Annotated in this window: 23 protein-coding genes; 14 read left to right on the forward strand and 9 right to left on the reverse strand. The window is 61.4% G+C overall.

Annotated features, from left to right (window positions below):
- Positions 1–20: 20 nt before the first annotated feature.
- Together betB and betA are read left to right on the forward strand one after the other, a co-directional pair.
- A complete protein-coding gene (betB, locus tag AGR13A_RS03825; RefSeq protein ID WP_167377516.1) occupies positions 21–1,484 on the forward strand; it encodes a betaine-aldehyde dehydrogenase in 1,464 nt (487 codons plus the stop codon).
- A gap of 203 nt (positions 1,485–1,687) precedes the next feature.
- Positions 1,688–3,337 (forward strand): choline dehydrogenase, encoded by a 1,650-nt coding sequence (gene betA / locus AGR13A_RS03830; protein WP_080833751.1) that lies wholly within the window; start codon positions 1,688–1,690, stop codon positions 3,335–3,337.
- 3 nt (positions 3,338–3,340) lie between these two features.
- Here betA and AGR13A_RS03835 read toward each other — a convergent pair whose 3' ends face one another.
- Both AGR13A_RS03835 and AGR13A_RS03840 read right to left on the reverse strand, forming a co-directional pair.
- Positions 3,341–3,640 carry a type II toxin-antitoxin system RelE/ParE family toxin gene (locus AGR13A_RS03835; protein ID WP_078051124.1) on the reverse strand — a complete coding sequence of 100 codons (300 nt, stop codon included), beginning with the start codon at positions 3,638–3,640 and terminating at the stop codon, positions 3,341–3,343.
- On the reverse strand, positions 3,637–3,909 hold the full coding sequence (locus tag AGR13A_RS03840) for a YlcI/YnfO family protein (RefSeq protein WP_080833754.1): 273 nt from the start codon (positions 3,907–3,909) through the stop codon (positions 3,637–3,639). Before AGR13A_RS03840 ends, AGR13A_RS03835 begins: the two co-directional genes overlap by 4 nt.
- 150 nt (positions 3,910–4,059) lie before the next feature.
- On the opposite strand from AGR13A_RS03840, the gene AGR13A_RS03845 reads away from it, so the two are divergent.
- The gene (locus AGR13A_RS03845) at positions 4,060–5,403 is read left to right on the forward strand and encodes a chloride channel protein (protein ID WP_167377396.1); all 1,344 of its coding nucleotides are present in this window, start codon (positions 4,060–4,062) and stop codon (positions 5,401–5,403) included.
- A 4-nt stretch (positions 5,404–5,407) separates the two neighbouring features.
- On the opposite strand, the gene AGR13A_RS03850 is transcribed toward AGR13A_RS03845, so the two are convergent.
- Complete coding sequence (locus AGR13A_RS03850; protein WP_167377397.1) at positions 5,408–6,160, reverse strand: DUF3750 domain-containing protein; 753 nt, start codon at positions 6,158–6,160, stop codon at positions 5,408–5,410.
- A 73-nt stretch (positions 6,161–6,233) separates the two neighbouring features.
- On the opposite strand from AGR13A_RS03850, the gene AGR13A_RS03855 reads away from it, so the two are divergent.
- Both AGR13A_RS03855 and AGR13A_RS03860 read left to right on the forward strand, forming a co-directional pair.
- Positions 6,234–7,232: an asparaginase gene (locus AGR13A_RS03855; protein WP_080836510.1), complete on the forward strand. Its 999-nt coding sequence runs from the start codon at positions 6,234–6,236 to the stop codon at positions 7,230–7,232.
- 163 nt (positions 7,233–7,395) lie between these two features.
- Positions 7,396–8,016, forward strand: coding sequence for a glutathione S-transferase family protein (locus AGR13A_RS03860; protein WP_080833757.1), 621 nt, complete (start codon positions 7,396–7,398; stop codon positions 8,014–8,016).
- Between the two features lie 151 nt (positions 8,017–8,167).
- Here AGR13A_RS03860 and AGR13A_RS03865 read toward each other — a convergent pair whose 3' ends face one another.
- Complete coding sequence (locus AGR13A_RS03865) at positions 8,168–8,827, reverse strand: glutathione S-transferase family protein (protein WP_080833759.1); 660 nt, start codon at positions 8,825–8,827, stop codon at positions 8,168–8,170.
- Positions 8,828–8,909: 82 nt separating this feature from the next.
- Positions 8,910–9,425 (reverse strand): MarR family winged helix-turn-helix transcriptional regulator, encoded by a 516-nt coding sequence (locus AGR13A_RS03870; RefSeq protein WP_020812499.1) that lies wholly within the window; start codon positions 9,423–9,425, stop codon positions 8,910–8,912.
- Positions 9,426–9,566: 141 nt separating this feature from the next.
- Here AGR13A_RS03870 and AGR13A_RS03875 point away from each other — a divergent pair, with 141 nt between their 5' ends.
- A complete protein-coding gene (locus tag AGR13A_RS03875; RefSeq protein WP_167377398.1) occupies positions 9,567–11,096 on the forward strand; it encodes an MDR family MFS transporter in 1,530 nt (509 codons plus the stop codon).
- A 36-nt stretch (positions 11,097–11,132) separates the two neighbouring features.
- On the opposite strand, the gene AGR13A_RS03880 is transcribed toward AGR13A_RS03875, so the two are convergent.
- Together AGR13A_RS03880 and AGR13A_RS03885 are read right to left on the reverse strand one after the other, a co-directional pair.
- Positions 11,133–11,432 carry an addiction module antidote protein gene (locus tag AGR13A_RS03880; RefSeq protein ID WP_080833761.1) on the reverse strand — a complete coding sequence of 100 codons (300 nt, stop codon included), beginning with the start codon at positions 11,430–11,432 and terminating at the stop codon, positions 11,133–11,135.
- On the reverse strand, positions 11,413–11,727 hold the full coding sequence (locus AGR13A_RS03885) for a type II toxin-antitoxin system RelE/ParE family toxin (protein WP_080833764.1): 315 nt from the start codon (positions 11,725–11,727) through the stop codon (positions 11,413–11,415). Before AGR13A_RS03885 ends, AGR13A_RS03880 begins: the two co-directional genes overlap by 20 nt.
- A gap of 237 nt (positions 11,728–11,964) precedes the next feature.
- Here AGR13A_RS03885 and AGR13A_RS03890 point away from each other — a divergent pair, with 237 nt between their 5' ends.
- The 3 genes from AGR13A_RS03890 to AGR13A_RS03900 all read left to right on the forward strand — a co-directional run bounded on the left by AGR13A_RS03890 (position 11,965) and on the right by AGR13A_RS03900 (position 15,700).
- Entirely contained in the window at positions 11,965–12,975 is a 1,011-nt protein-coding gene (locus tag AGR13A_RS03890) for a ligase-associated DNA damage response exonuclease (RefSeq protein WP_080836513.1), read from the forward strand.
- A 1-nt stretch (position 12,976) separates the two neighbouring features.
- Positions 12,977–14,602, forward strand: coding sequence for a cisplatin damage response ATP-dependent DNA ligase (locus AGR13A_RS03895; RefSeq protein WP_080833767.1), 1,626 nt, complete (start codon positions 12,977–12,979; stop codon positions 14,600–14,602).
- A 129-nt stretch (positions 14,603–14,731) separates the two neighbouring features.
- Positions 14,732–15,700 (forward strand): alpha/beta hydrolase family protein, encoded by a 969-nt coding sequence (locus AGR13A_RS03900; RefSeq protein ID WP_080833769.1) that lies wholly within the window; start codon positions 14,732–14,734, stop codon positions 15,698–15,700.
- Between the two features lie 138 nt (positions 15,701–15,838).
- Here AGR13A_RS03900 and AGR13A_RS03905 read toward each other — a convergent pair whose 3' ends face one another.
- Entirely contained in the window at positions 15,839–18,529 is a 2,691-nt protein-coding gene (locus tag AGR13A_RS03905; RefSeq protein ID WP_080833771.1) for a heavy metal translocating P-type ATPase, read from the reverse strand.
- 167 nt (positions 18,530–18,696) lie between these two features.
- Here AGR13A_RS03905 and AGR13A_RS03910 point away from each other — a divergent pair, with 167 nt between their 5' ends.
- Both AGR13A_RS03910 and AGR13A_RS03915 read left to right on the forward strand, forming a co-directional pair.
- The gene (locus AGR13A_RS03910) at positions 18,697–19,629 is read left to right on the forward strand and encodes a L,D-transpeptidase (RefSeq protein WP_080833773.1); all 933 of its coding nucleotides are present in this window, start codon (positions 18,697–18,699) and stop codon (positions 19,627–19,629) included.
- 158 nt (positions 19,630–19,787) lie between these two features.
- The gene (locus AGR13A_RS03915; protein WP_003494344.1) at positions 19,788–20,513 is read left to right on the forward strand and encodes a L,D-transpeptidase; all 726 of its coding nucleotides are present in this window, start codon (positions 19,788–19,790) and stop codon (positions 20,511–20,513) included.
- Positions 20,514–20,570: 57 nt separating this feature from the next.
- Here AGR13A_RS03915 and AGR13A_RS03920 read toward each other — a convergent pair whose 3' ends face one another.
- On the reverse strand, positions 20,571–21,029 hold the full coding sequence (locus AGR13A_RS03920) for a MarR family winged helix-turn-helix transcriptional regulator (protein WP_035218441.1): 459 nt from the start codon (positions 21,027–21,029) through the stop codon (positions 20,571–20,573).
- 193 nt (positions 21,030–21,222) lie between these two features.
- Here AGR13A_RS03920 and AGR13A_RS03925 point away from each other — a divergent pair, with 193 nt between their 5' ends.
- The 3 genes from AGR13A_RS03925 to AGR13A_RS03935 all read left to right on the forward strand — a co-directional run bounded on the left by AGR13A_RS03925 (position 21,223) and on the right by AGR13A_RS03935 (position 22,850).
- A complete protein-coding gene (locus AGR13A_RS03925) occupies positions 21,223–21,645 on the forward strand; it encodes an organic hydroperoxide resistance protein (RefSeq protein WP_080836514.1) in 423 nt (140 codons plus the stop codon).
- A gap of 100 nt (positions 21,646–21,745) precedes the next feature.
- The gene (locus AGR13A_RS03930) at positions 21,746–22,129 is read left to right on the forward strand and encodes an MbcA/ParS/Xre antitoxin family protein (RefSeq protein WP_003494347.1); all 384 of its coding nucleotides are present in this window, start codon (positions 21,746–21,748) and stop codon (positions 22,127–22,129) included.
- On the forward strand, positions 22,089–22,850 hold the full coding sequence (locus AGR13A_RS03935) for an RES family NAD+ phosphorylase (RefSeq protein WP_167377399.1): 762 nt from the start codon (positions 22,089–22,091) through the stop codon (positions 22,848–22,850). Before AGR13A_RS03930 ends, AGR13A_RS03935 begins: the two co-directional genes overlap by 41 nt.
- Positions 22,851–22,963: the final 113 nt, after the last annotated feature.

Here is a 22,963-nt window from a genome sequence, read left to right on the forward strand (position 1 = left end):
ACATGACCATCGCGACGCCGCTGAAGGCGCAGCCGAAAGCCTCGCATTTCATCGACGGGGTGTATGTCGAAGACACGGCCGGCACACCGTTCGAGAGCATCTTTCCGGCCACCGGCGAGGTGATCGCGAGGCTGCATGCGGCAACGCCTGCCATCGTCGAGCGCGCCATCGCCTCGGCCAAACTTGCACAGAAGGAATGGGCGGCGATGAGCCCAATGGCCCGCGGCCGCATCCTCAAACGCGCCGCCGATATCATGCGCGAGCGCAACGATGCGCTTTCGACGCTGGAGACGCTGGATACCGGCAAGCCCATTCAGGAAACCATCGTCGCCGACCCGACCTCCGGCGCGGATGCCTTCGAATTTTTCGGCGGTATCGCACCTTCCGCGCTGAACGGCGATTACATCCCCCTCGGCGGCGATTTCGCCTATACCAAGCGCGTGCCGCTCGGCGTCTGCGTCGGTATCGGCGCGTGGAATTATCCGCAGCAGATCGCCTGCTGGAAGGCGGCGCCCGCGCTGGTCGCCGGCAATGCCATGGTCTTCAAGCCCTCGGAAAATACCCCGCTCGGCGCCTTGAAGATCGCCGAAATCCTCATCGAAGCCGGCCTGCCCAAGGGCCTGTTCAACGTCATTCAGGGTGATCGCGATACCGGGCCGCTGCTGGTCAACCACCCGGATGTGGCGAAGGTTTCGCTTACCGGCTCGGTGCCGACCGGCCGCAAGGTGGCCGCTGCCGCTGCCGGGCATCTGAAGCACGTGACCATGGAACTCGGCGGCAAGTCGCCGCTGATCGTCTTCGACGATGCCGATATCGAAAGCGCTGTCGGCGGGGCCATGCTTGGCAACTTCTATTCCTCCGGCCAGGTCTGCTCCAACGGCACCCGCGTCTTTGTGCAGAAAAAGGCGAAGGAGCGTTTCCTCGACAATCTGAAGCGCCGCACCGAGTCGATGATCCTCGGCGATCCCCTCGACTACGCCACCCATCTCGGCCCGCTGGTCTCCAAGGCCCAGCAGGAGAAGGTCCTTTCCTATATCGAAAAGGGCAAGGCAGAGGGCGCGACGCTCATCACCGGCGGCGGCATTCCCAACAATGTGGCGGGCGAGGGCGCTTATGTGCGGCCGACCGTCTTCGCCGATGTGACCGACGACATGACCATCGCCCGCGAAGAAATCTTCGGCCCGGTCATGTGCGTTCTGGATTTTGACGATGAGGACGAGGTTCTCGCCCGCGCCAACGCCACCGAATTCGGTCTCGCCGGCGGCGTCTTCACCGCCGATCTCGCCCGCGCCCATCGCGTGGTCGACCGGCTGGAGGCGGGTACGCTTTGGATCAATACCTATAATCTCTGCCCGGTCGAAATCCCCTTCGGCGGCTCGAAACAATCCGGCTTCGGGCGGGAGAATTCGGCCGCCGCGCTGGAGCATTATAGCGAGCTGAAGACGGTTTATGTGAGCACGGGGAAGGTGGACGCGCCCTATTGACGGTCGGTGCGTGGGGCTTACCCCCCTCTGTCCTGCCGGACATGGGGAGATCGGCAAGCGGCGCCACCACCACTTCATTCGCTGACGTTGAGATGGGCGCGACCTCGCCACATATCGATCTCCCCCCATGAGGGGGAGATGCCCGGCAGGGCAGAGGGGGGTGAGCCACAGGCGCAGATGTTCATTCTGGAGATATTTCGCAAATGCAAGCAGATTACGTCATCGTCGGTTCGGGTTCCGCAGGCTCCGCCATCGCCTATCGCCTGTCGGAAGACGGCCGTTATTCGGTGATCGTCATCGAGGCCGGCGGTTCGGATTTCGGCCCCTTCATCCAGATGCCGGCCGCACTCGCATGGCCGATGAGCATGAAGCGCTATAATTGGGGTTATCTCTCCGAGCCCGAGCCGAACCTCGACAACCGCAGGATTACGGCGCCGCGCGGAAAAGTCATCGGCGGTTCGTCCTCCATCAACGGCCTCGTTTACGTGCGTGGCCATGCCGAGGATTTCAACCGCTGGGAAGAGCTTGGCGCGCATGGCTGGGCCTATGCGGATGTGCTGCCTTACTTCAAGCGGATGGAACATAGCCATGGCGGCGAAGAAGGCTGGCGCGGCACGGATGGGCCGCTGCATGTGCAGCGCGGCCCGGTCAACAATCCACTGTTCCACGCCTTCATTCAGGCCGGCGCTGAGGCCGGTTTCGAACTGACCGACGATTATAACGGCTCCAAGCAGGAGGGTTTCGGCCTGATGGAGCAGACCATCCACAATGGCCGCCGCTGGTCTGCCGCCAATGCGTATCTGAAACCGGCGCTGAAGCGCGGCAATGTCACGCTCGTCAACGGTTTCGCCCGCAATGTCGTCATCGAGAACGGCCGCGCGGTTGGTGTCGAGATCGAGCGCAAGGGCGTGGTGGAAACCGTCACGGCCAATCGCGAGGTCATCGTCTCGGCATCCTCCTTCAATTCGCCGAAACTGCTGATGCTCTCAGGCATCGGCCCCGCCGCCCATCTGAAAGACATGGGCATCGAGGTGAAGGCGGATCGCCCGGGCGTGGGCGAGAACCTTCAAGACCATATGGAGTTTTATTTTCAGCAGGTCTCCACCAAGCCGGTCTCGCTTTATTCCTGGCTGCCATGGTTCTGGCAGGGCGTGGCGGGTGCGCAATGGCTGCTGTCGAAAGGCGGGCTTGGCGCTTCCAACCAGTTCGAGGCCTGCGCCTTCCTGCGCTCAGCTCCGGGTCTGAAGCAGCCTGACATCCAGTATCATTTTCTCCCGGTCGCCATTTCCTATGATGGCAAGGCGGCGGCGAAAAGCCATGGTTTTCAGGTGCATGTGGGTTACAACCTCTCGAAATCGCGTGGCAATGTTACCCTGCGTTCCGCAGATCCACATGACGACCCGGTCATCCGCTTCAACTATATGAGCCACCCGGAAGACTGGGAGAAGTTCCGCCATTGCGTGCGCCTGACGCGCGACATCTTCAGCCAGAAAGCCTTTGACGATTTTCGCGGGCCGGAAATCCAGCCCGGCGAAAATGTCGCGACGGATGAGGAGATCGACGCCTTTTTGCGGGAGCATCTGGAAAGCGCCTATCACCCCTGCGGCACCTGCCGCATGGGCGACAGGGACGACCCGATGGCCGTCGTCGATCCCGAATGCCGGGTGATCGGGGTGGAGGGCTTAAGGGTGGCGGACAGCTCGATCTTCCCGCATGTGACCTATGGCAACCTCAACGGCCCGTCGATCATGACCGGCGAAAAGGCGGCGGATCATATTCTCGGCAAGACCCCGCTGCCACGCTCCAATCAGGAACCGTGGGTAAACCCGCGCGCGGCCGTCAGCGACCGGTGAGGGTCAATGGTAATCATCCTCGCGCTGGTGGCGGATCGCGAGGATGGACACGGTTTCCGCATCTTCGATTTGAATGAGGACGATGTAACCGGAAGATCCGAACGGAACGATCAGTTCTCGTAAGAGTGCGTTGTCCCCAGGCGCCTTGCGCGTTGCGAAAGGAAATTCGCTCAGTCCCTCAATCGTTGAAATGATTCGGTCCACGGCTTTTTCCGCCGTCGAAAAATCCTTTTCCAGTAGAAAATCATATAGCCGGGTTATGTCCGCTCGGGCCGCAATCGTGTACCGGAGATTGAAGGTCACTCGCCACGCTCAGCTTTCTTGGCGGCGAGCATCGCCCGCAATTCCGCATGCACCTCTTCGGCCGAATAAAAAATCCCCGTGCGTTTGGATTCTTCGAGCGAGGCCAGCCCGCGCGCAATGAATTCCGCCTGTGATTTGCGGATTTCCACCTGCCTGCGCACGGAATCCTCAACGAAGGAAGAGAGCGTTTCGCCGTCCTTCAGCACGCTTTCCGCCGCCTCGCGAAAATCCGCCGTTACCCGCAGCGAAGGCAATGTCGCCGTTTTCATATTGCGTCTCCATGCGTTGCAATTGCGATGCCAAGAGTGCGCCGATAGGGGCGGCCTGTCAAATGCAAAACCTTGCAATCCCCGCCCGAGAGGCGGATAAACGGACTTCCCGCCTGATGACGACCATCAAAATCACCGATCTGGACCGCCATGCCCGTCGACTACAAAAAGCTGAAGATGCTCCGCCGTTCCCGTGTCGTCTGGGGCTCCTGGCGGGTGTGGAGGCCGAGGGCGGTTTTCTGGATTGGCGCGATTGCGGTTGGCCTTATCAGCGTTGGCTTTGCCTGGGCGGCGGATCGCGCCCAGCACCTTTTCTTTGCGGCGACCTCATCGGGCAAATGGGCGTTTCTGCTGCCGCTCATCATCACGCCGCTCGGCTTCACGCTCTGCGCATGGCTCGCGATCACGGTTTTCCCCAATGCCGGCGGCAGCGGCATTCCGCAGGCGATCGCCGCGCGGCACCTGCGGGAAGATGCGGACCGTTCGCGGCTTCTGTCGCTGAAACTCGCTTTCGGCAAGGTGGTACTGACGGTGGCCGGGCTTTTGTCCGGTGCCTCCATCGGCCGTGAGGGCCCGACCGTTCAGGTTGGCGCCTCGATCATGCTGCAGGCCGCCCGCTGGGGCGGCATGGCGCAGGCGAAGGGCCTCATTCTCGCTGGCTCGGCGGCGGGCATCGCGGCGGCCTTCAACACGCCGCTCGCCGGCATCGTCTTCGCCATCGAGGAAATGAGCAAGACCTATGAATCCCGCGCCAATGGCCTCGTCCTCACTGCCGTCATCCTGTCGGGCCTCGCCTCGCTGGCGCTGGTCGGCAGCTATACCTATTTCGGCACCAGTTCGGTGATGGCGAAAACGACCATGGACTGGCTGCTGGTTCTGGTCTGCGGCATTGGCGGCGGCGCGTTCGGGGCGCTGTTCAGCGCAGGCGCCTTGCGTCTTTCCGCCCGCATCCGGCGCTTCGCGCAGGCGATGCCGCTGAAGCGGATGCTGGCGATCGCCGCCGCCTGCGGCCTTGCTTCCGCCGTCCTCGGCATCGCAACGGGCGGCGCGACCTTTGGAACCGGTTACGAACAGGCGCGCGCGGCAATGGAGGGTGAGGCCGCGCCCGCATTCTTCTTCATCGAAAAACTGGCGGCGACGTTCCTTGCCATGATGTCGGGTATTCCGGGCGGCATCTTCGCACCGTCGCTGTCAGTAGGCGCGGGTTTCGGCAGCACCATGGCCACCCTGCTCGGCACCAGCATTGGCCTTGGCGCCATCGTCGGTATGGCGGGTTATTTTGCGGGCGTGGTGCAGGCGCCGATGACAGCCTTTGTCATCATCCTTGAAATGACCGGCAATCATGAAGGCGTCATGCCTATCATGGCTGCATCGATGCTGGGATATCTGACGTCGCGGCTTTTCTCCCGCGAGCCGCTTTATCACGGCCTGTCGCGGGTCTTCATCGCCCAGAGCATCCGCGCCAGACGCGCCGCTCAGGCCAGCGAAACCTAACCGTTTATGCGCGGATGCCCGCCACCCCGAAATACCCGAGCCCCGGTATCTTCACGCCCGGCCGGCTGAAATCGATGCCGGCGACAAGACCGAGAAAATTGATCTCGAAGCCGCTGCGCGCACCTGCCGAAATGCCGAACAGGCCGCCGAGCGAAACGCTTGCATCCTTCCAGTCGTCGGCGATGTGGTAAAACGCGCCCTCCGGCAGATAATCGCGGCCCACGGCATCCGGCGGCAGCACGACGCCGAGTTCCGGCACGCTGCGCAGCACATGGGCGACGAAGGTGTTGGAGTTGGGGCCGGGATAGATGCGATAGCCGCCCGGCCGGCCATAGGGGTAATCGGTAATCGCCTTTTCGATCTTCGGGATCAGTTTTTCCGCTTCCGCGCCATGAATGGCAACCACTTGGCGCGGCATGTTGGAATACCAGTAGGCATCCGCCGCATAACCATTGTGGCGGATCGGCGTGCCCCAGCCCACCTTGTCATAACGGTCATAGCTCGTAGCGCCCGGCTTTTTCAGAACGACCCAGGCGTGGCTGGCGACGGAGCCCTTGAAACCGCCGGTCATGGCGGAAAAGACATAGACGGCAGCTTCGCCGTTGCTGGACGCCGCCGGCAGCATGCCGGAGGAAGACCATCTTGCGGCGTTCCAGCCGCGCGGATGGTCTTTCATGGCCCACAGCCCGGCCGATGCCAGCGCGGGAAGCAGATAGATTACGGCAATCGCCAGCAGCAGACGTTTTGCAAATTTCACTGATAGCCCCGTGCATCGAAAAATCAATTGCGGTATCAACCACATGAAATCAGAATTTTTTGAGGCTGCGAAAATGAACAATTCCGTTACCGTCGAAGTCACCCGCGGCAACCTCGTGGAAAGCCGCCATCAGGGCCTTGCCGTGGTGGTGGATGGCGATGGCGGCGTGCTGTTTTCGGCTGGCGATATCGAGCGCGGTATCTTCCCGCGTTCCGCCTGCAAGGCCATGCAGGCGCTGCCGCTGGTGGAAAGCGGTGCTGCGGATGCCTACGGCTTCGGCAACCGTGAATTGGCACTTGCCTGTTCCTCCCATTCCGGCGAGGACGCGCATGTGGAGCTCGCCGCTTCGATGCTGGCAAAAGCGGGCAGGGATGCCGATACGCTGGAATGCGGCGCGCACTGGTCTTCCGACCAGAAAACCATCATCCATCAGGCCCGCACGCTGGAAAAGCCGACGGCGCTCCACAATAATTGCTCCGGCAAGCATTCGGGCTTCATCTGCGCCTGCTGCCACACCGGCACTGACCCCAAGGGCTATGTCGGTTACGATCACCCGCTGCAGCGGGAAATCCGCGCCACGATGGCAAGCCTGACGGGCGCTGCTCTTGGTCAGGACAATTGCGGCGTGGATGGCTGCTCCATCCCCACCTATGCCGTACCGCTGAAAGGGCTGGCGCATGGTTTCGCGAAAATGGCGACGGGCAGGGGGCTGGAAACGGGCCGTGCGAAAGCCTCGCGCCGTCTCGTCGAGGCCTGCATGGCGGAGCCCTTTTACGTGGCGGGCACCGGCCGCGCCTGCACGAAACTGATGCAGGTCGCGCCGGGAAAAATCTTCGCAAAGACCGGCGCGGAGGGCGTTTTTGTCGCTGCTCTGCCGGAAAAGGGCATTGCCATGGCGGTGAAATGCGAAGACGGCACGACGCGTGCGGCGGAAGCCATGGTTTCGGCACTGCTGGCCCGCTATTTCGATGAAGGCAGCGAAGAGCAGCAGGCTTTGTTTGGCATGGCGAACCGGCAGATGCGCAACTGGAACGGCATCCATGTCGGCGATGTCAGAGTCGTCGGGCTGTAAAATCGGCCGCTAAAAAAGCGATAAAACCTTTGACGCAGCCAGCTGCCGGCACGATGATGGCTCGCCCTTGTGCAAGGCGAGCCAACCCCTGGCTGCGGCCAGGGCCCGGCGCCCGCAACACGAGGAGGTGGGCGTCTTCATTTGTCCCGGAGGTCGCATATCCATGTTCACATTGTTTTTCTCCCCCGGTTCCTGCTCGCGCGCCAGCCATATCGTGCTTGAGGAATCCGGCCTGCCTTACACGGCCCATCGCGTCAATTTCGCCGAGGGCGAACAGCGCTCCGAGACATTTTTGAAGATCAACCCGAAGGGCCGCGTGCCGGCACTGGCCACGGCGAGCGGCGTGCTGACCGAGACGCCCGCCATCCTCGCCTTCATCGCCCAGATGGCGCCGGAGAAGAAACTCGCGCCGCTCGATGATCCCTTCGAATTTGCCGTCATGCAGTCCTTCAACGCCTTCATCTCTTCCACGGTGCACGTCGCCCATGCGCATGGTCGCCGTGGCAGCCGCTGGGCGAATGAAGATGCGTCTCTGGCGGATATGAAGGCAAAGGTGCCTCAGACCATGGGCGAGTGCTTCGAACTGATCGAGCACGGCCTGCTGCACGGTCCCTGGGTTCTGGGCACCGCCTATTCGGTTGCCGATCCCTATCTTTTCGTCATGTCCGGCTGGCTGGAAAGCGATGGGGTGGATATTGCCCGTTTCCCCAAGGTGCACGACCACTTCCGCCGCATGAACGACCGCCCGGCAGTGCAGCGGGCGCTGGCGGGAGAGAGGGGCTGAGAGGCTCAGTATTTCCGTCATTCCGGCCCTGAGCCGGAATCCAGCCGACGCGCGTCTGTGCGGCGAGAAGGACCCCTTTCAGCCCAAGGACTTGGGCTGGCTGGATGCCGGATCAGGTCCGGCATGACGGAGGGGTAAGGGGCTTAACCGCTCAGGCCGCCTCGGCGGCCCGGCTGTCCCACATGGTCTTGAAAGCCGTGCGCGCCTGGCAGCGGGTGAGCCAGGCCTTCAACGCCGGATGGGCATCGAACAACGGCTGGTGGCCCTGCGCGTAACGAACGATTTCCGCCGCGTTGAGATCGGCGACGGTGAAACGGTCGCCCACCAGATAATCATGGCTGGAAAGATGCTGCTCCAGCACCCGGAAGGGGCGCTTCAGCAGGCGGGCGGCGACATCGATCACGGCCTTGCCGCTATCGCTTTCCGAAAGGCCTTCGGCAATGGCGGAGGAAATCTTCAGCGAATTGGTTTCGACTTCGGTGGCGGCGAAGAAGGACCATTGCAGCATCGCCGCATCTTCCTTCAGATCAACCGGAGCCAGCGGTCCGCCATATTTGCGGGCGAGATAAAGATTGATGGCCATGGATTCGTAAAGCACCATGCCGTCATCCTCGATGCAGGGAATGGTGCCCATCGGGTTGACGGCGAGAAATGCGGGAGACAGCGTGTTGAGCGGCGCATCCGCAGCCAGCGGATCGGCAAGGCGGCGGGCCTGTATGACAGGCACATGCTTGAATTCTATGCCCAGTTCACCCGCAAGCCACAGCGTGCGCGTGGCACGGGAACGGTAGACACCGTAGATCGTCAACATCGAAGTTACCCCTTGACCAGTTCGATGCGCGGCACGTTACGGTTTCGTCGTTTTAAAGTGAAGTTGCAGATCGCCGGGGCAGCTATGATTTTTTCTGATCCGTCAGAAAGTCCGTATCCGGCGACAACCGGTATTCGAAACGGTCGATGAAACGTTCGAACAGGCGCGCAAATGTCTCCACATCCTCCGCCGGCCATCCATCCATCACGTCCTCGATGACGCTCATTTTGGTCCGGCGCATTTCCTGCAAAAGACTGGTGCCGAGCGGTGTGATCTCGACAATGCTGCGGCGGCCGTCCTCCTGGGAAACGCCGCGTTTCAGCAGGCCGCGCCCCACCATATCCGCCACCACCCGGCTGCCGCGTGAGGGGTCGATGCGCATGCCCTCGGCAATCGCACCCACGGTAACATCGCCTTCCGCGCGGCGCAGAATATCGAGAACGTCGATATGGGAGAGTTCGAGACCCGGAGCGAGCTTGGCAAGCGCCATGCGGCCGATGATGCGGCGGCCGATCATGATGCGCATGCGCGTCATCGTGTTGCCGATCCGCTTGATGTCCTCGGGCAGATCCTCGTTCCAGTTTTCCTCAGTCGCCACGCTTCATCGTCCCTTTCGATGCTGTTTTCCGATCACATTTAGCGGCATTAACACAGATGTCAAAAACTTGCCATTGACATATATATGCTAATAGCACACAAATTGTCGCAGCAAAACTGCCGGAAGCCAACGAGATTTTTCATGGATATGTCCACCGCCCCCGTGGCGCCGCTTGTGTCGGATCATCGGCGCAGGCTCATCGTCTTTCTGTTTCTGATGCTGGCCATGTTCATGGCGACCCTCGATAACCAGATCGTATCGACAGCACTTCCCACCATCGTCGGCGAGTTCGGCGCGCTGGAGCGTTTCGGCTGGATCGGCTCGGCCTATCTTCTGGCCACCAGCGCGGTCATGCCGGTTTATGGCAAGCTCGGCGATCTGTTCGGCCGCAAATATGTGATGATCGCGGCGGTCGTCATCTTCACGCTCGGCTCGCTCGCCTGCGGTCTGGCATGGTCGATGGATTCGCTGATTGCCGCCCGCGTTCTGCAGGGGCTTGGCGGCGGCGGCATCATGGTGTCGATCTTTTCCGTCAATGCGGATCTGTTCGAACCGCGCGAGCGCGCCCGCTACCAGAGCTATTCCAGCCTCACCATCATGGCGTCGGGCAGCGTCGGCCCGATCCTCGGCGGCACGATGAGCGACCTGTTCGGCTGGCGGTCGATCTTCCTCATCAACCTGCCGCTCGGTATTATCGTCATTGCAGGGCTGGCGCTGATGCTGCCCTATCGCCGTCCAGCCCGCCAGCCGAAGATCGATTATCTCGGCGCGGTGCTCTTGGCAGCCACCATTGCCAGCGTGGTCTTCTGGGCAGACAGCAGTGAATTGTTCGGCTCGCTGATCGCAGCCCCCAGCCTCGGCATCATAGCTTTTGCCGTCATCGCCGCTTTCCTCTGGGTGCAGGTGGAACGCCGCGCGCCGGAACCGGTCGTGCCGCTGCGTCTCTTCAAGGACAGCACCTTTCCGCTGCTGATGATCGTCTCGCTGACCAGCGGCGGCATCGGTATCGGTATGGTCAATTATTATGCCCTGTTCCTGCAGACCACGACGGGGCTTTCACCCTCCCATGCCGGCCTGTTCTTCATCGCCGTCACCAGCGGCATCGTTATGGGCTCGCTTTCGGCGGGACGGCTGATTTCGATCACCGGCGTCTACAAGCCCTTCTCGGTGGCGGGCCTTTCCATCAACCTTATTGCCATGTTGCTGTTCACGCAGATGCATGCCGGAACGCCGCTTTGGGTGATTGCGGTCCTCATGCTGGCACAAGGCTTTGCTGTCGGCCTCGGCCAGCAGGCGCCGATCATCGGCGTGCAGAATTCCGCGCCCAAGGCGGATATCGGTGCAGCGAGCGGCGCGGTAACGCTGACCCGCATGGGTGGTGCAGCCATTGCCATTTCGGTCTATGGCGCCATCGTCTCATCGAGCCTCAAGAGCGTGGCGGTCAATATTCCCGGCGTCGGCAAGATCGAGGAACTGACGCCGAAAATGCTCTCCGAACTTCCGGCCGCCTCGCAAGCCGCCGTCGCCTCGCTCTATTCGGATGCGTTTACGCCGCTCTTCTTCGCCGCAGCCGCAACCGCCGCCATCGGCCTTGCGGCGGCGCTGATGCTGAAACCTGTGAGGCTGCCCGCGGCGGTGCAGGCGAAGCCGGCCGAAGGGGCGGGGGAGTAGTGATGCGTAGTCGTAAGGCTGGCGTAAATCCCAGCCTTATGCGGCGCTCAATGATTTTTCGACGGCCAGTCGGAAGCCCAGTGCATGCAGGACTTTCTGCACGGTTTCATAGCGAAGCTTCGAACCGGGCTTAAGTGCTTTGTAGAGGCTTTCGCGACCCAGACCCGAAGCATCCGCAACATGTGACATTCCGCGCGCCCTGGCGACCGCGCCAAGGGCGGCAATGAACACGTCAGGGTTTTCATCTTCCATCGCGACCGCCAGATATTCGATCATGGCTTCATCGCTATCCAGATAGTCCGACACATCGAATTGGCTAAATTCCGTCACGGCCATCCCTTCCTATTGTCTGCGCCATCCCGATTGCGCGTTTTATGTCCCGCTTTTGCGAAGACTTGTCCCCGCCGATCAGAAGGAAATAGACCCTCTTGCCAATGCGGGTGAAATAGACCCGATAACCCGGGCCGAAGTGGATACGCATTTCTGAAACGCCTCCACCCACCGGCTCACAATCGCCGAAATTCCCATGCTCGGCCGCGGTGAGACGATGAAGAACCCGCACCTTTCCGGCGCGATCTTTCAATGCCTTCAGCCATTCGTCGAACTCCGCCGATTTTTCGAAGCTGTTCATGACAACATGTATCCGATCGGATACATTTCTGCAAGTTTAAATCCCATGGCGACCCTGTAAGCCGGTCGTGCGTTGGCGTTGCGCCCGCGAACTTCGTACCAAAACGCCATACAGCCGCGGCTCAACGCCGAAATGACGGGTGGCAAAACAAAAACACCGCCGCTGGAAATTTAACGCTCGTTCCGCGTTATGCTCGCAGCACTTTACATTCACGCGGACGGCCCTATCTCAATGAATATGAAGCCGGAACAGCTCCTCAATTCCACGCCCAAGGGCCTCTATTGCCCGGCGGGCGATTTTTATATCGATCCCGTGCGCCCGGTGGCGCGGGCGCTCATCACACATGGCCATTCCGATCACGCCCGCGCCGGCCATGGCGCGGTACTGGCCACGCGCCAGACGCTGGATATCATGCGTATCCGTTATGGTGAGGATTTCTGCGGCAGCGAGCAGGCGGTCGCATTCGGTGAGAGGGTGGAGGTGAATGGCGTCACCGTCGGTTTCCATCCCGCCGGCCATGTGCTGGGTTCGGCGCAAATCTCGGTGGAAATGAACGGCCTGCGCATCGTCGCGTCTGGTGATTACAAGCGCGGTATCGATCCCACCTGCGCGCCCTTCGAGACGGTGCCCTGCGATGTCTTCATCACCGAGGCCACCTTCGGCCTGCCGGTGTTCCACCATCCGCTGCCGCGCGTGGAAATCGGCAAGCTGCTCACCTCCATCAAACAGTTTCCCGAACGGACCCATCTTGTCGGAGCCTATTCGCTCGGCAAGGCGCAGCGCGTCATCCGGCTTTTGCGGGACAACGGTTATTCCGATCCCATCTATATTCACGGCGCGCTGGCGCGGCTTTGCGATTATTACGTCTCGCAGGGCATCGATCTCGGCGATCTGCGCCCGGCAACGCTTGAAAAAAGCGATCCTTCCGCCTTCAAGGGCGCGATTGTCGTCGGTCCGCCCTCGGCTTTTCAGGAACGCTGGGCGCGGCGCTTCAATGAGCCGCTGATCGCTTTCGCCTCCGGCTGGATGATGGTGCGGCAGCGCGCCAAACAGGGCGGCGTGGAGCTGCCGCTGGTGATATCAGATCATTGCGACTGGCCGGAGCTCCTGGAGACGATCAGGGAAATTTCCCCGCAGGCCGTCTGGGTCACCCATGGCCGTGAGGAGGCGCTGGTGCGCTGGTGCGAATTGCAGGGCATTGCCGCCAAGCCGCTTCATCTTGTCGGCTACGAGGATGAGGGGGATTGAGATGAAAGCCTTCGCCACGCTGCTCGACCGCCTCGTTCTCACCCCCTCGCGCAACGGCAAACTGAAGCTGCTGACCGATTATTTCCGCGATACGCCCGATCCCGACCGGGGTTACGGACTAGCGGCGATTGCCGGCACGCTGGACTTGAAAAGCGTCAAGCCTGCCCTGCTGCGCGAGCTGGTGCTGGAGCGGATGGACGAGGTACTGTTTCGCTATTCCTATGATTATGTCGGCGATCTGGCCGAAACCATATCGCTGGTCTGGGGCAATATCGGCGGCGCGGATGATTCCGAGGCGCAGGACCCGCGCCTCGGCGACGTCGTGACACTGATGAATTCGCTCGGCCGCACGGAAGTGCGCGGCGCGGTGCGCGATCTTCTCGACCGGCTCGATACATCCTCGCGTTTCGCTTTCCTCAAACTCGCCACCGGCAGCCTGCGCATCGGCGTTTCGGCGCGGCTGGCCCGGCAGGCGCTGGCGGATTTCGCCGGGAAAGACATCACCGAAATCGAGACCCTCTGGCACGGGCTGACACCGCCCTATACGCCGCTTTTCGCATGGCTTGAGGGGAAATCCGGGCGGCCGGTGCTGGCCACGCCCGCCATCTTCCATTCGGTGATGCTGGCCACACCGGTTTCTGATGGCGACCTCGATGCGCTGGACCCGGCCGACTATGCCGCCGAATGGAAATGGGACGGCATTCGCGTGCAATTGTCCCGCGCCGGAGGGACACGAAAACTCTATTCCCGCTCCGGCGACGATATTTCCGGCGCCTTTCCCGATGTTCTTGACGCGATTGACTTCGAAGGCGTTATGGATGGCGAGTTGCTGATCGGCGGCACAGCGCGCTCCAACAATCTCACCCGCACCTTCTCCGACCTGCAGCAGCGGCTGAACCGCAAGACGGTGACAGCGAAGATGCTGGATGACTATCCCGCCTTCATCCGCGCCTATGACCTGCTGTTTGATGGCGAGAGCGACATCCGCGCGCAGACCTATCTGGAGCGCCGCGGCAGGCTGTCGGATATCATCGAGCATGCGCCGCATGATCGTTTCGACCTCTCGCCGCTGATCGGCTTCTCCAGCTGGCAGGAACTCGACACGCTGCGCGCCGCCCCGCCCGATCCGGTGATCGAGGGGGTGATGATCAAGCGCCGCGACAGCGCCTATCAGGCCGGCCGCGCCAAGGGGCCGTGGTTCAAGTGGAAACGCGATCCCTATAATATCGACGCCGTCATGATGTATGCGCAGCGCGGCCACGGCAAAAGGTCGAGCTATTATTCCGATTTTACCTTCGGCGTCTGGGCGGAAGGTGAGGACGGCGAACAGCTCGTGCCCGTCGGAAAGGCCTATTTCGGCTTCACCGATGCGGAGCTGGAGGTGCTGGACAAGTTCGTGCGTGACAATACGGTCGAGCGTTTCGGCCCGGTGCGGGCGGTGCGCGCCACGCCGGATTTCGGTTTCGTGCTGGAGGTGGCCTTCGAGGGCATCAACCGTTCCACCCGCCACAAATCCGGCGTCGCCATGCGCTTCCCGCGCATTGCAAGGCTCAGGGCCGACAAGCTGCCGGCGGAGGCGGACCGCCTGTCCACGCTGGTGGCGATGATCGATGGTGTGGAGGGGTAGTCCTTCCTTGTCCCGAAATTGCCACGATGCCTGCGAATACATTGTTGTCATTCGCGAATCCGTGATTGGACAGTTTCCCGCCGCAGTGTTGAACTGCTAATATTCTCATTCCCGCCCTCAGGTGCACATATGGCAGAAAAACGCTTTCTTTCCTCACCTTTCGGACAGGAAGAGAGCGGCGTGATCTGCCCGAGCCTGACACGGCGCGGCCTGCTTGTCGGCGCGATTGGCGCCTCGGTGGCAGCGCTCTTGCCGCCGGGCGCAAGCGCGGCGGGTTTTTCCGCCCCCGAAGTCCTGCCGCTCGAAAGACAGGACTATGCGGAGGCCCGCAGACGTTTCCACACCCATCTGCTGCGCAAGATGCCCGCACCGGAAAAATCCTCAGCGCTTGGCACGCCACCCGGTGCCGAAAGGGTCACATATCGCGGCGGGCCTGATGGCTCCATCGAGCTTGTCGCCTGGCTCTCCCACTACCAGCCATCCGGGACGCCGAAACCAGCCGTCCTGTTTCTCCACGGCGGCAATGCCACGGGTGACGGCCATTGGGCGCTAATGAAGCCCTATTGGGAGGCCGGTTTCGTCGTGCTTCTCCCGTCCTTCCGGGGTGAGAACGGCCAGAACGGCAATTATTCCGGTTTTTATGACGAAACGGCGGATGCACTGGCGGCTGCGGCCTATCTGGAAAACCTGCCAGGCATCGACAAAAAGCGGTTCTTCATCGCCGGCCATTCCAATGGCGGCACGCTGACGCTGCTGGCGGCCATGAGCCGCAAATTTCGCGCCGCCGCGCCCATGTCCGCAGGCGTCAATTCATGGCGCTACTTCAACCGCTATTCGGACGAGATCTGTTTCGATGAAACCGACGAGCGCGAATTTATCATGCGCTCCTCGGTCTGTTTCGGCCCGAGCCTTAAATGTCCGGCACTGCTGCTGCGTGGTGACGAAGAGCGGCCATTCGATGCCGATCACCAGCTGTTTGTCGATCGTGCTTTGTCTTCCGGTTTCAAGGTCGACAAAAAACTGCTGCCCGGAACCCACAATGGCGTGGTCCCGGGCGCGGTGACGGAAAGCATCCGCTTTTTCAACGAGTTTGCCTGAAAGGCTTCCTTCTTACTCGACGTCATCCTCGGCCTTGTGCCGAGGATCTGCAACCTATCGATTGTATGATACGTTGGTAGATCCTCGGGACAGGCCCGAGGATGACGATGGAGAGGTTTACGCCTCTTCAGCCGCCTGTCAGGCGCTCTTCTTGAAATAGCCGAGCAGCCGCATGGCATTGGCGGTAACGAGAACCGTCGCGCCGGTATCGGCAAAGACCGCGAGCCACAGGCCGGAAAGGCCGGTAACGGTCGTCACCAGAAACACCGCCTTCAGGCCAAGTGCGATCGTCACATTCTGGCGGATATTCGCCATCGTGGCGCGCGAAAGGCCGATAAGGCGGGCCGCATCGCCGACATTGTTGCGCATCAGCGCCGCATCCGCCGCTTCCATCGCCACATCCGTGCCCGAGCCGATGGCGACACCGACGCTGGCGGCGGCAAGTGCCGGCGCATCGTTGATGCCGTCACCCACCATCACCACGGTCTTTTGGGCGGCCAGCTTGCGGATTTCCTCGACCTTGTTCTGCGGCAGGAGTTCGCCGCGCGCTTCAAGGCCCAGCTTGTTGCCGATGGCACGCGCCGTGCGGGCATTGTCACCCGACAGCATCAGCGAGGAAATGCCCATGTCCTTCAGCGCCTTGACACCTTCAGCCGCATCCTTGCGCGGTTCGTCGCGCATGGCGAAGAGGCCGCTTGCGGTTCCACCGGCCATCACGACAGCCACCGTCTTGCCTTCGCTTTCCAGTGCGGAAATGCGATCAGCCAGTTCCTTCGAGAGGGTGCCGACTTCGGTTGCAAAGCGCGGCGCGCCGATGAACAGGTCCTTTCCGCCGACATTGCCCTGCATGCCGCGACCGGAAATCGCCTTGATGTTGGAGCCGGGCAGGGGCTTCACGCCGGCCTTTTCGGCGTGGTTGACGATGGCCCGCGCCAGCGGATGGCTCGATTCATGCTCGATGGTTGCCGCTTCGGCGATCAACCCGACCTCGTTGCCGTCAAGCGCCACCACGTCGGTCACCACAGGTTCGCCAAGCGTCAGCGTGCCCGTCTTGTCGAAGGCGACGGTTTCGGTGCGCGCCAGCATCTCGATGACCGCGCCGCCCTTCACCAGCATGCCGTGGCGTGCCGCAGCCGAAAGGCTGGAGGCGATGGCCGCGGGAACGGAAATGACGAGCGCGCAGGGGCAGCCGATCAGAAGCAAGGCGAGACCGCGATAAATCCAGGTGTCCCAGTCACCAAGGCCGGCAAGCGGCGGCACGATGATGGTGAGCATGGAGATCGCCACGATCAGCGGCATGTAATAACGCGAGAAGTTCTGGATAAAGCGCTCGGTGGGCGCGCGCGCATCCTGCGCTTCCTCGACAAGCGTGATGATGCGGGCGATCGTGTTGTCTTCCGGTGCGCGGTCGACGCGGATGCGCAGCGAACCGTCATGGTTGATCGAGCCGGCAAAGACGCGCGCGCCTTTTTCCTTGGCGACCGGAATGCTCTCGCCGGTCATCGGCGATTCGTCGACGCTCGACTCACCTTCCATCACCACGCCATCGGCGGCGATACGGTCGCCCGGACGTGCCACGACCACCTGGCCGATGCGCACCTGATCGGCGGCGACCTGACGCAGCGCGCCGTTTTCCTCCACCAGTGCCGTTTTCGGCAGCAGCGAGCCAAGGGCCTTGATGCCCGAACGGGCGCGAGCGGCCGCAAAGCCTTCCAGCAATTCACCGATGGAGAACAGGAGCACGACGATGGCCGCCTCTTCCGCCTCGCCGATGAAGATCGCGCCGATGGCGGCAATCGTCATCAGCATCTCGATGGTGAAGATCGCGCCGAAACGCGCCGCGTTGAAGGCATTGCGTGCAATGGGGAACAGCGTCACCAGCGTCGCGACGATGAAGGCGTAACCGCCCCAGGCCGGAAAGCTCAGCTCCGCCGCATAGGCGACCGCGACCAGAATGGTGCCGGTGAAAGTGTTGCGGGCCTTTGCGGTGCGCCACCAGGCGCCTTTTTCATCCGCGCCGTGGGCATGGCCGACTTCAGCGCTCGGGGCTGCTGCCGTCACCGTCTGCGCCTTGTCATGGGAATGACCGGCGTGATCATGGTCGTGGCCGCCGCAATTTGCATGGTCGTGATCCGAGTGATCATGGCCGGCGTGATCGTGGCCTGAGTGGTCATGCCCCGAATGGTCATGCTTGTGATCATGGCCGCTGCACGAACCGTGATCGTGGTCGTGATTACCCTCCACCTTTTCGCGGGCAGCCTTTTCCTGCGGCAGCAAAGCGGGCTTGAAGCCGAGCTTGCGCAGCGTGTCCTCGATTTTTTCGACCGGGGTTTTGCTTTCGGCAAGCGACAGGTTCAGCCTTTCGCGTGCGACGGATACCTTGACGTCGGCAACGCCGGGCAGGCGCGAAAGCGCGGTCTCGATCTTCGCCGCGCAGCTGCCGCAATCCATGCCGCCCACAGAAAAGATCAGGGCATTGCTGCCGTCAGCCTTCGTCTCCGTGTCGGCATGGTGGTGGCCACCGCACGATGAATGGTCGTGATGCTCGGCCTCGACTTTTGCCTGCGGGGCCTTTTCCTGCGGCAGCAAAGCGGGTTTGAAGCCGAGCTTGCGCAGCGTATCTTCGATCTTTTCGACCGGGGTTTTATTCTCGGCGAGCGACAGGTTCAGCCTTTCCCGCGCAACGGAAACCTTGACATCGGCCACGCCGGGCAGGCGCGAGAGCGCGGTTTCGATCTTCGCAGCACAGCTGCCGCAATCCATGCCGCCGACCGTAAAGGTCAATTCCTCGGAGTTGCTGTTCAAATTGTCGCGTGTCGAAATATTCATGATTTCCGCTCCTGAATTCCAATCGACAGCCAATCTGGCACCTCTAGCAACTAGAGGTTCAAGAGCAAAAATGCAGTTTCTCGATTTTTTTTGAAAGGCTCACACCAGCTTCGCGCCAGCTGCGTGGTGCATCTTGCCGCCACAGTTGGTTCCATGAAGCGGTTTAGATGACAGCACTCCTATTGAAAAACGGCCGCCGGGCGGCCTCTCTGGCGGGCCTTGCGGCTCTGCCCCTGTTGAGCGGCTGCCTTTTCGTAACGGATACGAGCCGGATGAACCCTGACGTCTTCGTGCAGGAAACCGCGCCCGTCTTCAATTTCAATTCCGTAAGCTCCAATCGCCAGCCGGAACTGCCGCCGCAGCCGGGCCAGCTTTCCACGCGCCCGCCGGACCTGTTCAGAACCCGCTTCCACCAGGAATATGGCCCGCCGGTGCGCGGGCAGGGTCTCAGCGCACCGCAGGTGCAGGGCATGAATGCGCCGCGGGCCGCGGGCCAGAGTGCGCCGCTCGCTCCCGATCGGATGGCGACCTATGGCCTGCCGGTCTCCAACCCGCTGCACCGGGTGATGTATGGGCCGATCCGTGATGATGACCGTTCGCTGCCGGCCATTCCCTATAGCCGCATCGATCCGCGTTATTTGAGACAGGAAGTGAGTTACCAGACGGCGGAAGCGCCGGGCACCATCATCGTCGATACCAAGCAGCATTTCCTCTATCTGGTGCAATCGGGCGGCAAGGCCATCCGTTACGGCGTCGGCCTTGGACGTGACGGCTACGCCTGGTCGGGTCGCGGCAAGATCCAGTGGAAGGCGAAGTGGCCGCGCTGGACACCGCCCGACGAAATGGTGAAGCGCCAGCCGGAACTCACCTCCATTTCCGCCGCCAATGGCGGCATGACGCCGGGTCTCAACAATCCGCTCGGCGCGCGTGCGCTTTATATTTTCAAGGACGGCAAGGACACGCTTTACCGCGTACACGGCACGCCTGACTGGCAGTCCGTCGGCAAGGCGACCTCGTCCGGCTGCGTGCGCATGCTCAATCAGGACGTGATCGACCTCTATGAGCGCGTGCCGCAAGGGGCGCAGATTGTGGTTATCTGACCACGTTCTGAAAGAAAGCGCTGTGCCGCGCCGTCGCTCAAACGCCTTGTGACTGGCTTTTAGCGGTCGGTTAACTATTTTCGCAATACGCCTGAGACGTGGAACAAACGACGTACAACGGCGATATAGCCGTTCGAAATGTGGGACAAACCGGCCTTATGACAAGCACCGACACAGATCTTTCCAGACGCACCTTCCTTTCCCTTCTCGGCATTTCCTCCGCTTCGCTTCTGGCAGGCTGCGCCTCGTCGGGCACGGGAGACGCCATCCGTCAGCAGGCAAGCGCCATCGGCAGCGATTTCCGCCAGATGTTCTCGCCGGGCGTCAGCGATGCGGAACTGGCCGTCATGTACGGCTCCGTTGAGGATGGCGGTTACGTCATTCCTGCCGTGCCCTATCAGAAAATCGACCGGCGTTATTATCGCCAGCGGGTTGTCGATCCGACCGGCGAGCGCCCCGGCACCGTCGTCGTGGATACGCGCTCGCGCTTCCTCTATGTCGTGGAGCAGGGCGGCAGCGCCATGCGTTACGGCGTCGGCATTGGCCGCGATGGCTTCGCATGGTCGGGTGAGGGCGTCATCCAGTGGCGTCAGAAATGGCCGAAATGGACCCCGCCGGATGAAATGGTCGCCCGCCAGCCGGAACTGGTCAAATATTCTTCCAAGAATGGCGGCATGCCGCCGGGCCTCAAGAACCCGCTCGGTGCCCGCGCACTCTATATCTTCCAGAACGGCAAGGACACGCTTTACCGCCTGCACGGCTCGCCGGAATGGAACTCCATCGGCAAGGCCGTTTCTTCTGGCTGCGTGCGCCTGATGAACCAGGACGTCATCGACCTTTACGACCGCGTGCCGCAGAAGGCGCGTGTGGTGGTGTGGCAGTAAGCCGAGACTCAATCGCATAAAAAGGCGGCCTTGTGCCGCCTTTATTTTTTGGGGGGACTAAGGGCGCGCCAGATTGTCCTTCAGCGCATTCACCCGGTCCCTGAGCTGCGCCAGTTCCTCCAGCCCGCAGCCGGTGGCGCCGCCGATTGCGGCCATGATCTTCACGCCCTCTTTTTTGAGCTCGGCACCCTTCGGCGTCATGGCCACCAGCACCTGCCGCTCGTCCACGGTGCCACGCTTGCGGGTGATAAGGCCCGCTTGCTCTAGCCTTTTCAGCAGCGGTGAAAGCGTGCCGGAATCAAGGCCCAGCATTTCGCCGAGCGCCTTCACGGTGGAGGTCTGTTTTTCCCACAGCGCCATCATCACCAGATATTGCGGATAGGTCAGTCCGATCGGATCGAGCAGCGGCTTGTAGGCCCGCGTGAAGGCGTGCGCCGCACCATAAAGGGCGAAGCATATCTGCTGGTCCAGCCTCAACAGGCTTTCCATCTTCGTGTCGTTGCCCTCTGCGCCCATTGTCCTGCTCCAAAATAAACCGGGGAGGGAACAATCAGCCCCCGCTTTCGGTTCCTGCCGCATGGATGCGCGGCGAAATTTCGTGAAAACTATCGCAAAAAACGAATTTTCATTCAATGTGCAAAATTATATTGCGCACAATTTAATTGTTCGCTATAAGAGCTTCAACACCAACCCGAAGGGAGTAAATGCCATGCCTATTCTCTATACGACCAAAGCATCCGCCACCGGTGGCCGCGCCGGCAACGCCAAGTCCGAAGACGGCGTTCTCGACGTCACCCTGACCGTTCCGAAGGAACTGGGCGGCGATGGCGCCACCGGCACCAATCCGGAGCAGCTTTTCGCTGCCGGTTATTCGGCCTGCTTCCTCGGCGCCTTGAAGTTTGTTGCCGGCAAGGAAAAGGTAAAGATTCCTGAAGACACGACTGTGACGGCGACCGTCGGTATCGGTCCGCGCGAAGACGGCGGCGGTTTCGGCATCGAAGTATCGTTGAAGGCGAATATTCCGGGCGTTGATCGCGAGGTTGCCGAAAAGCTGGTTGCCGCTGCCCATATCGTCTGCCCCTATAGCCACGCCATGCGTACCTCCACGGAAGTGCCGGTCTCGGTGGCCTGATTTTGCGAGATTGAATTGAAAAGCGAGGCCGGGTTCATCCCGGCCTTCTTGTTTTCAGAAAGAAAAATGCTATATTCTTTCCAAGGAAAGGATATGCGCCATGAATATTCACGCCAAGACCGCCAGTGATCCTGCATCGCAGGGCAGGGTCGTTACCAAGGCCGTCATCGCCGCTGCCGAGCGGCTGGGCCTGAACGCTGCCCGCACGGCGGATATTCTCGGTGTTTCCGCGCCCACGGTGTCGCGCATGAAACGGCTCGATTTCCTGCTGGAGCCGGGCGCGAAGTCCTTCGAGCTTGCGGTGCTGCTGATCCGGGTGTTTCGTTCGCTGGACGCCATCGCCGGCGGCGATGAGGCGGTCGCGAAAAACTGGCTGCGCAATCACAATACGGCGCTTGATGCCGTGCCTGCCGACAGACTCACCACCATTACCGGATTGATCGATGTCCTCTCCTATCTGGACGCCCGACGCGCTCCTGTCTGAAAAACGCGCCGCATCGGGAAAATACTGGCGGCTGGTGGAGGCGCAACATCAGGTTTCCACCATGAAGCTGGTGGACACGGTGGAGGAGCAGTCGCTGCTGGAAGATATTCTGGAGGCGAGCAAGAGGCCGTTTCCGCGGGAATGCGCCGGTTTCGACTATCTTCTCGCCACGCCCTTCCGTTATGGCGCCGCCTATCCGCACGGCTCGCGTTTCCGCCGGGCAGGGTTTACCGAAGGCGTTTATTACGCCGCCGCCAGGGTGGAAACGGCGCTGGCGGAAATGGCCTTCTACCGGCTGCTGTTTTACGCGGAATCCCCCGGCACGCCATTACCCGCCAATCCCGCCGACTATTCCGCCTTTGCCGCCCGTGTCGCGACTGATGCGGCGCTTGATCTGACGAAGCCGAAACTGAGCCGGGACGAGGCGCACTGGAGCGACCTGCAGAATTACGAGCCCTGCCAGGCGCTCGCCGAGCAGGCACGGCTGGCAAAGATCGAGGCCATTCTTTACCGCTCGGTACGCGATCCCGCAGGCGGCCTCAACATTGCCATCCTGTCGCCCAGAGCCTTTGCCGCAAAAGCGCCGGTGGAACGGATGAGCTGGCGTATTCACCTGTCTAAAACCGGGGTGCAGGCGCTCTGCGAATTTCCGATGCGCAGAACTGGTTTTTCGATTTCGGATTTTGCCGGTGATCCGCGTCTGGCGGGTTTGTTGGGTTGATTATCGTTTGTTAGGCAGGACATCGCCGCCTGTTTCTTCTCCCCGCAGGGGAGAAGGTGGCCCGAAGGGTCGGATGAGGGGGCAACGGCAGCGATGGACAGCACCCTCGCCCC

Source organism: Agrobacterium genomosp. 13 str. CFBP 6927, assembly GCA_900012615.1.
Taxonomy (GTDB): Bacteria; Pseudomonadota; Alphaproteobacteria; order Rhizobiales; family Rhizobiaceae; genus Agrobacterium.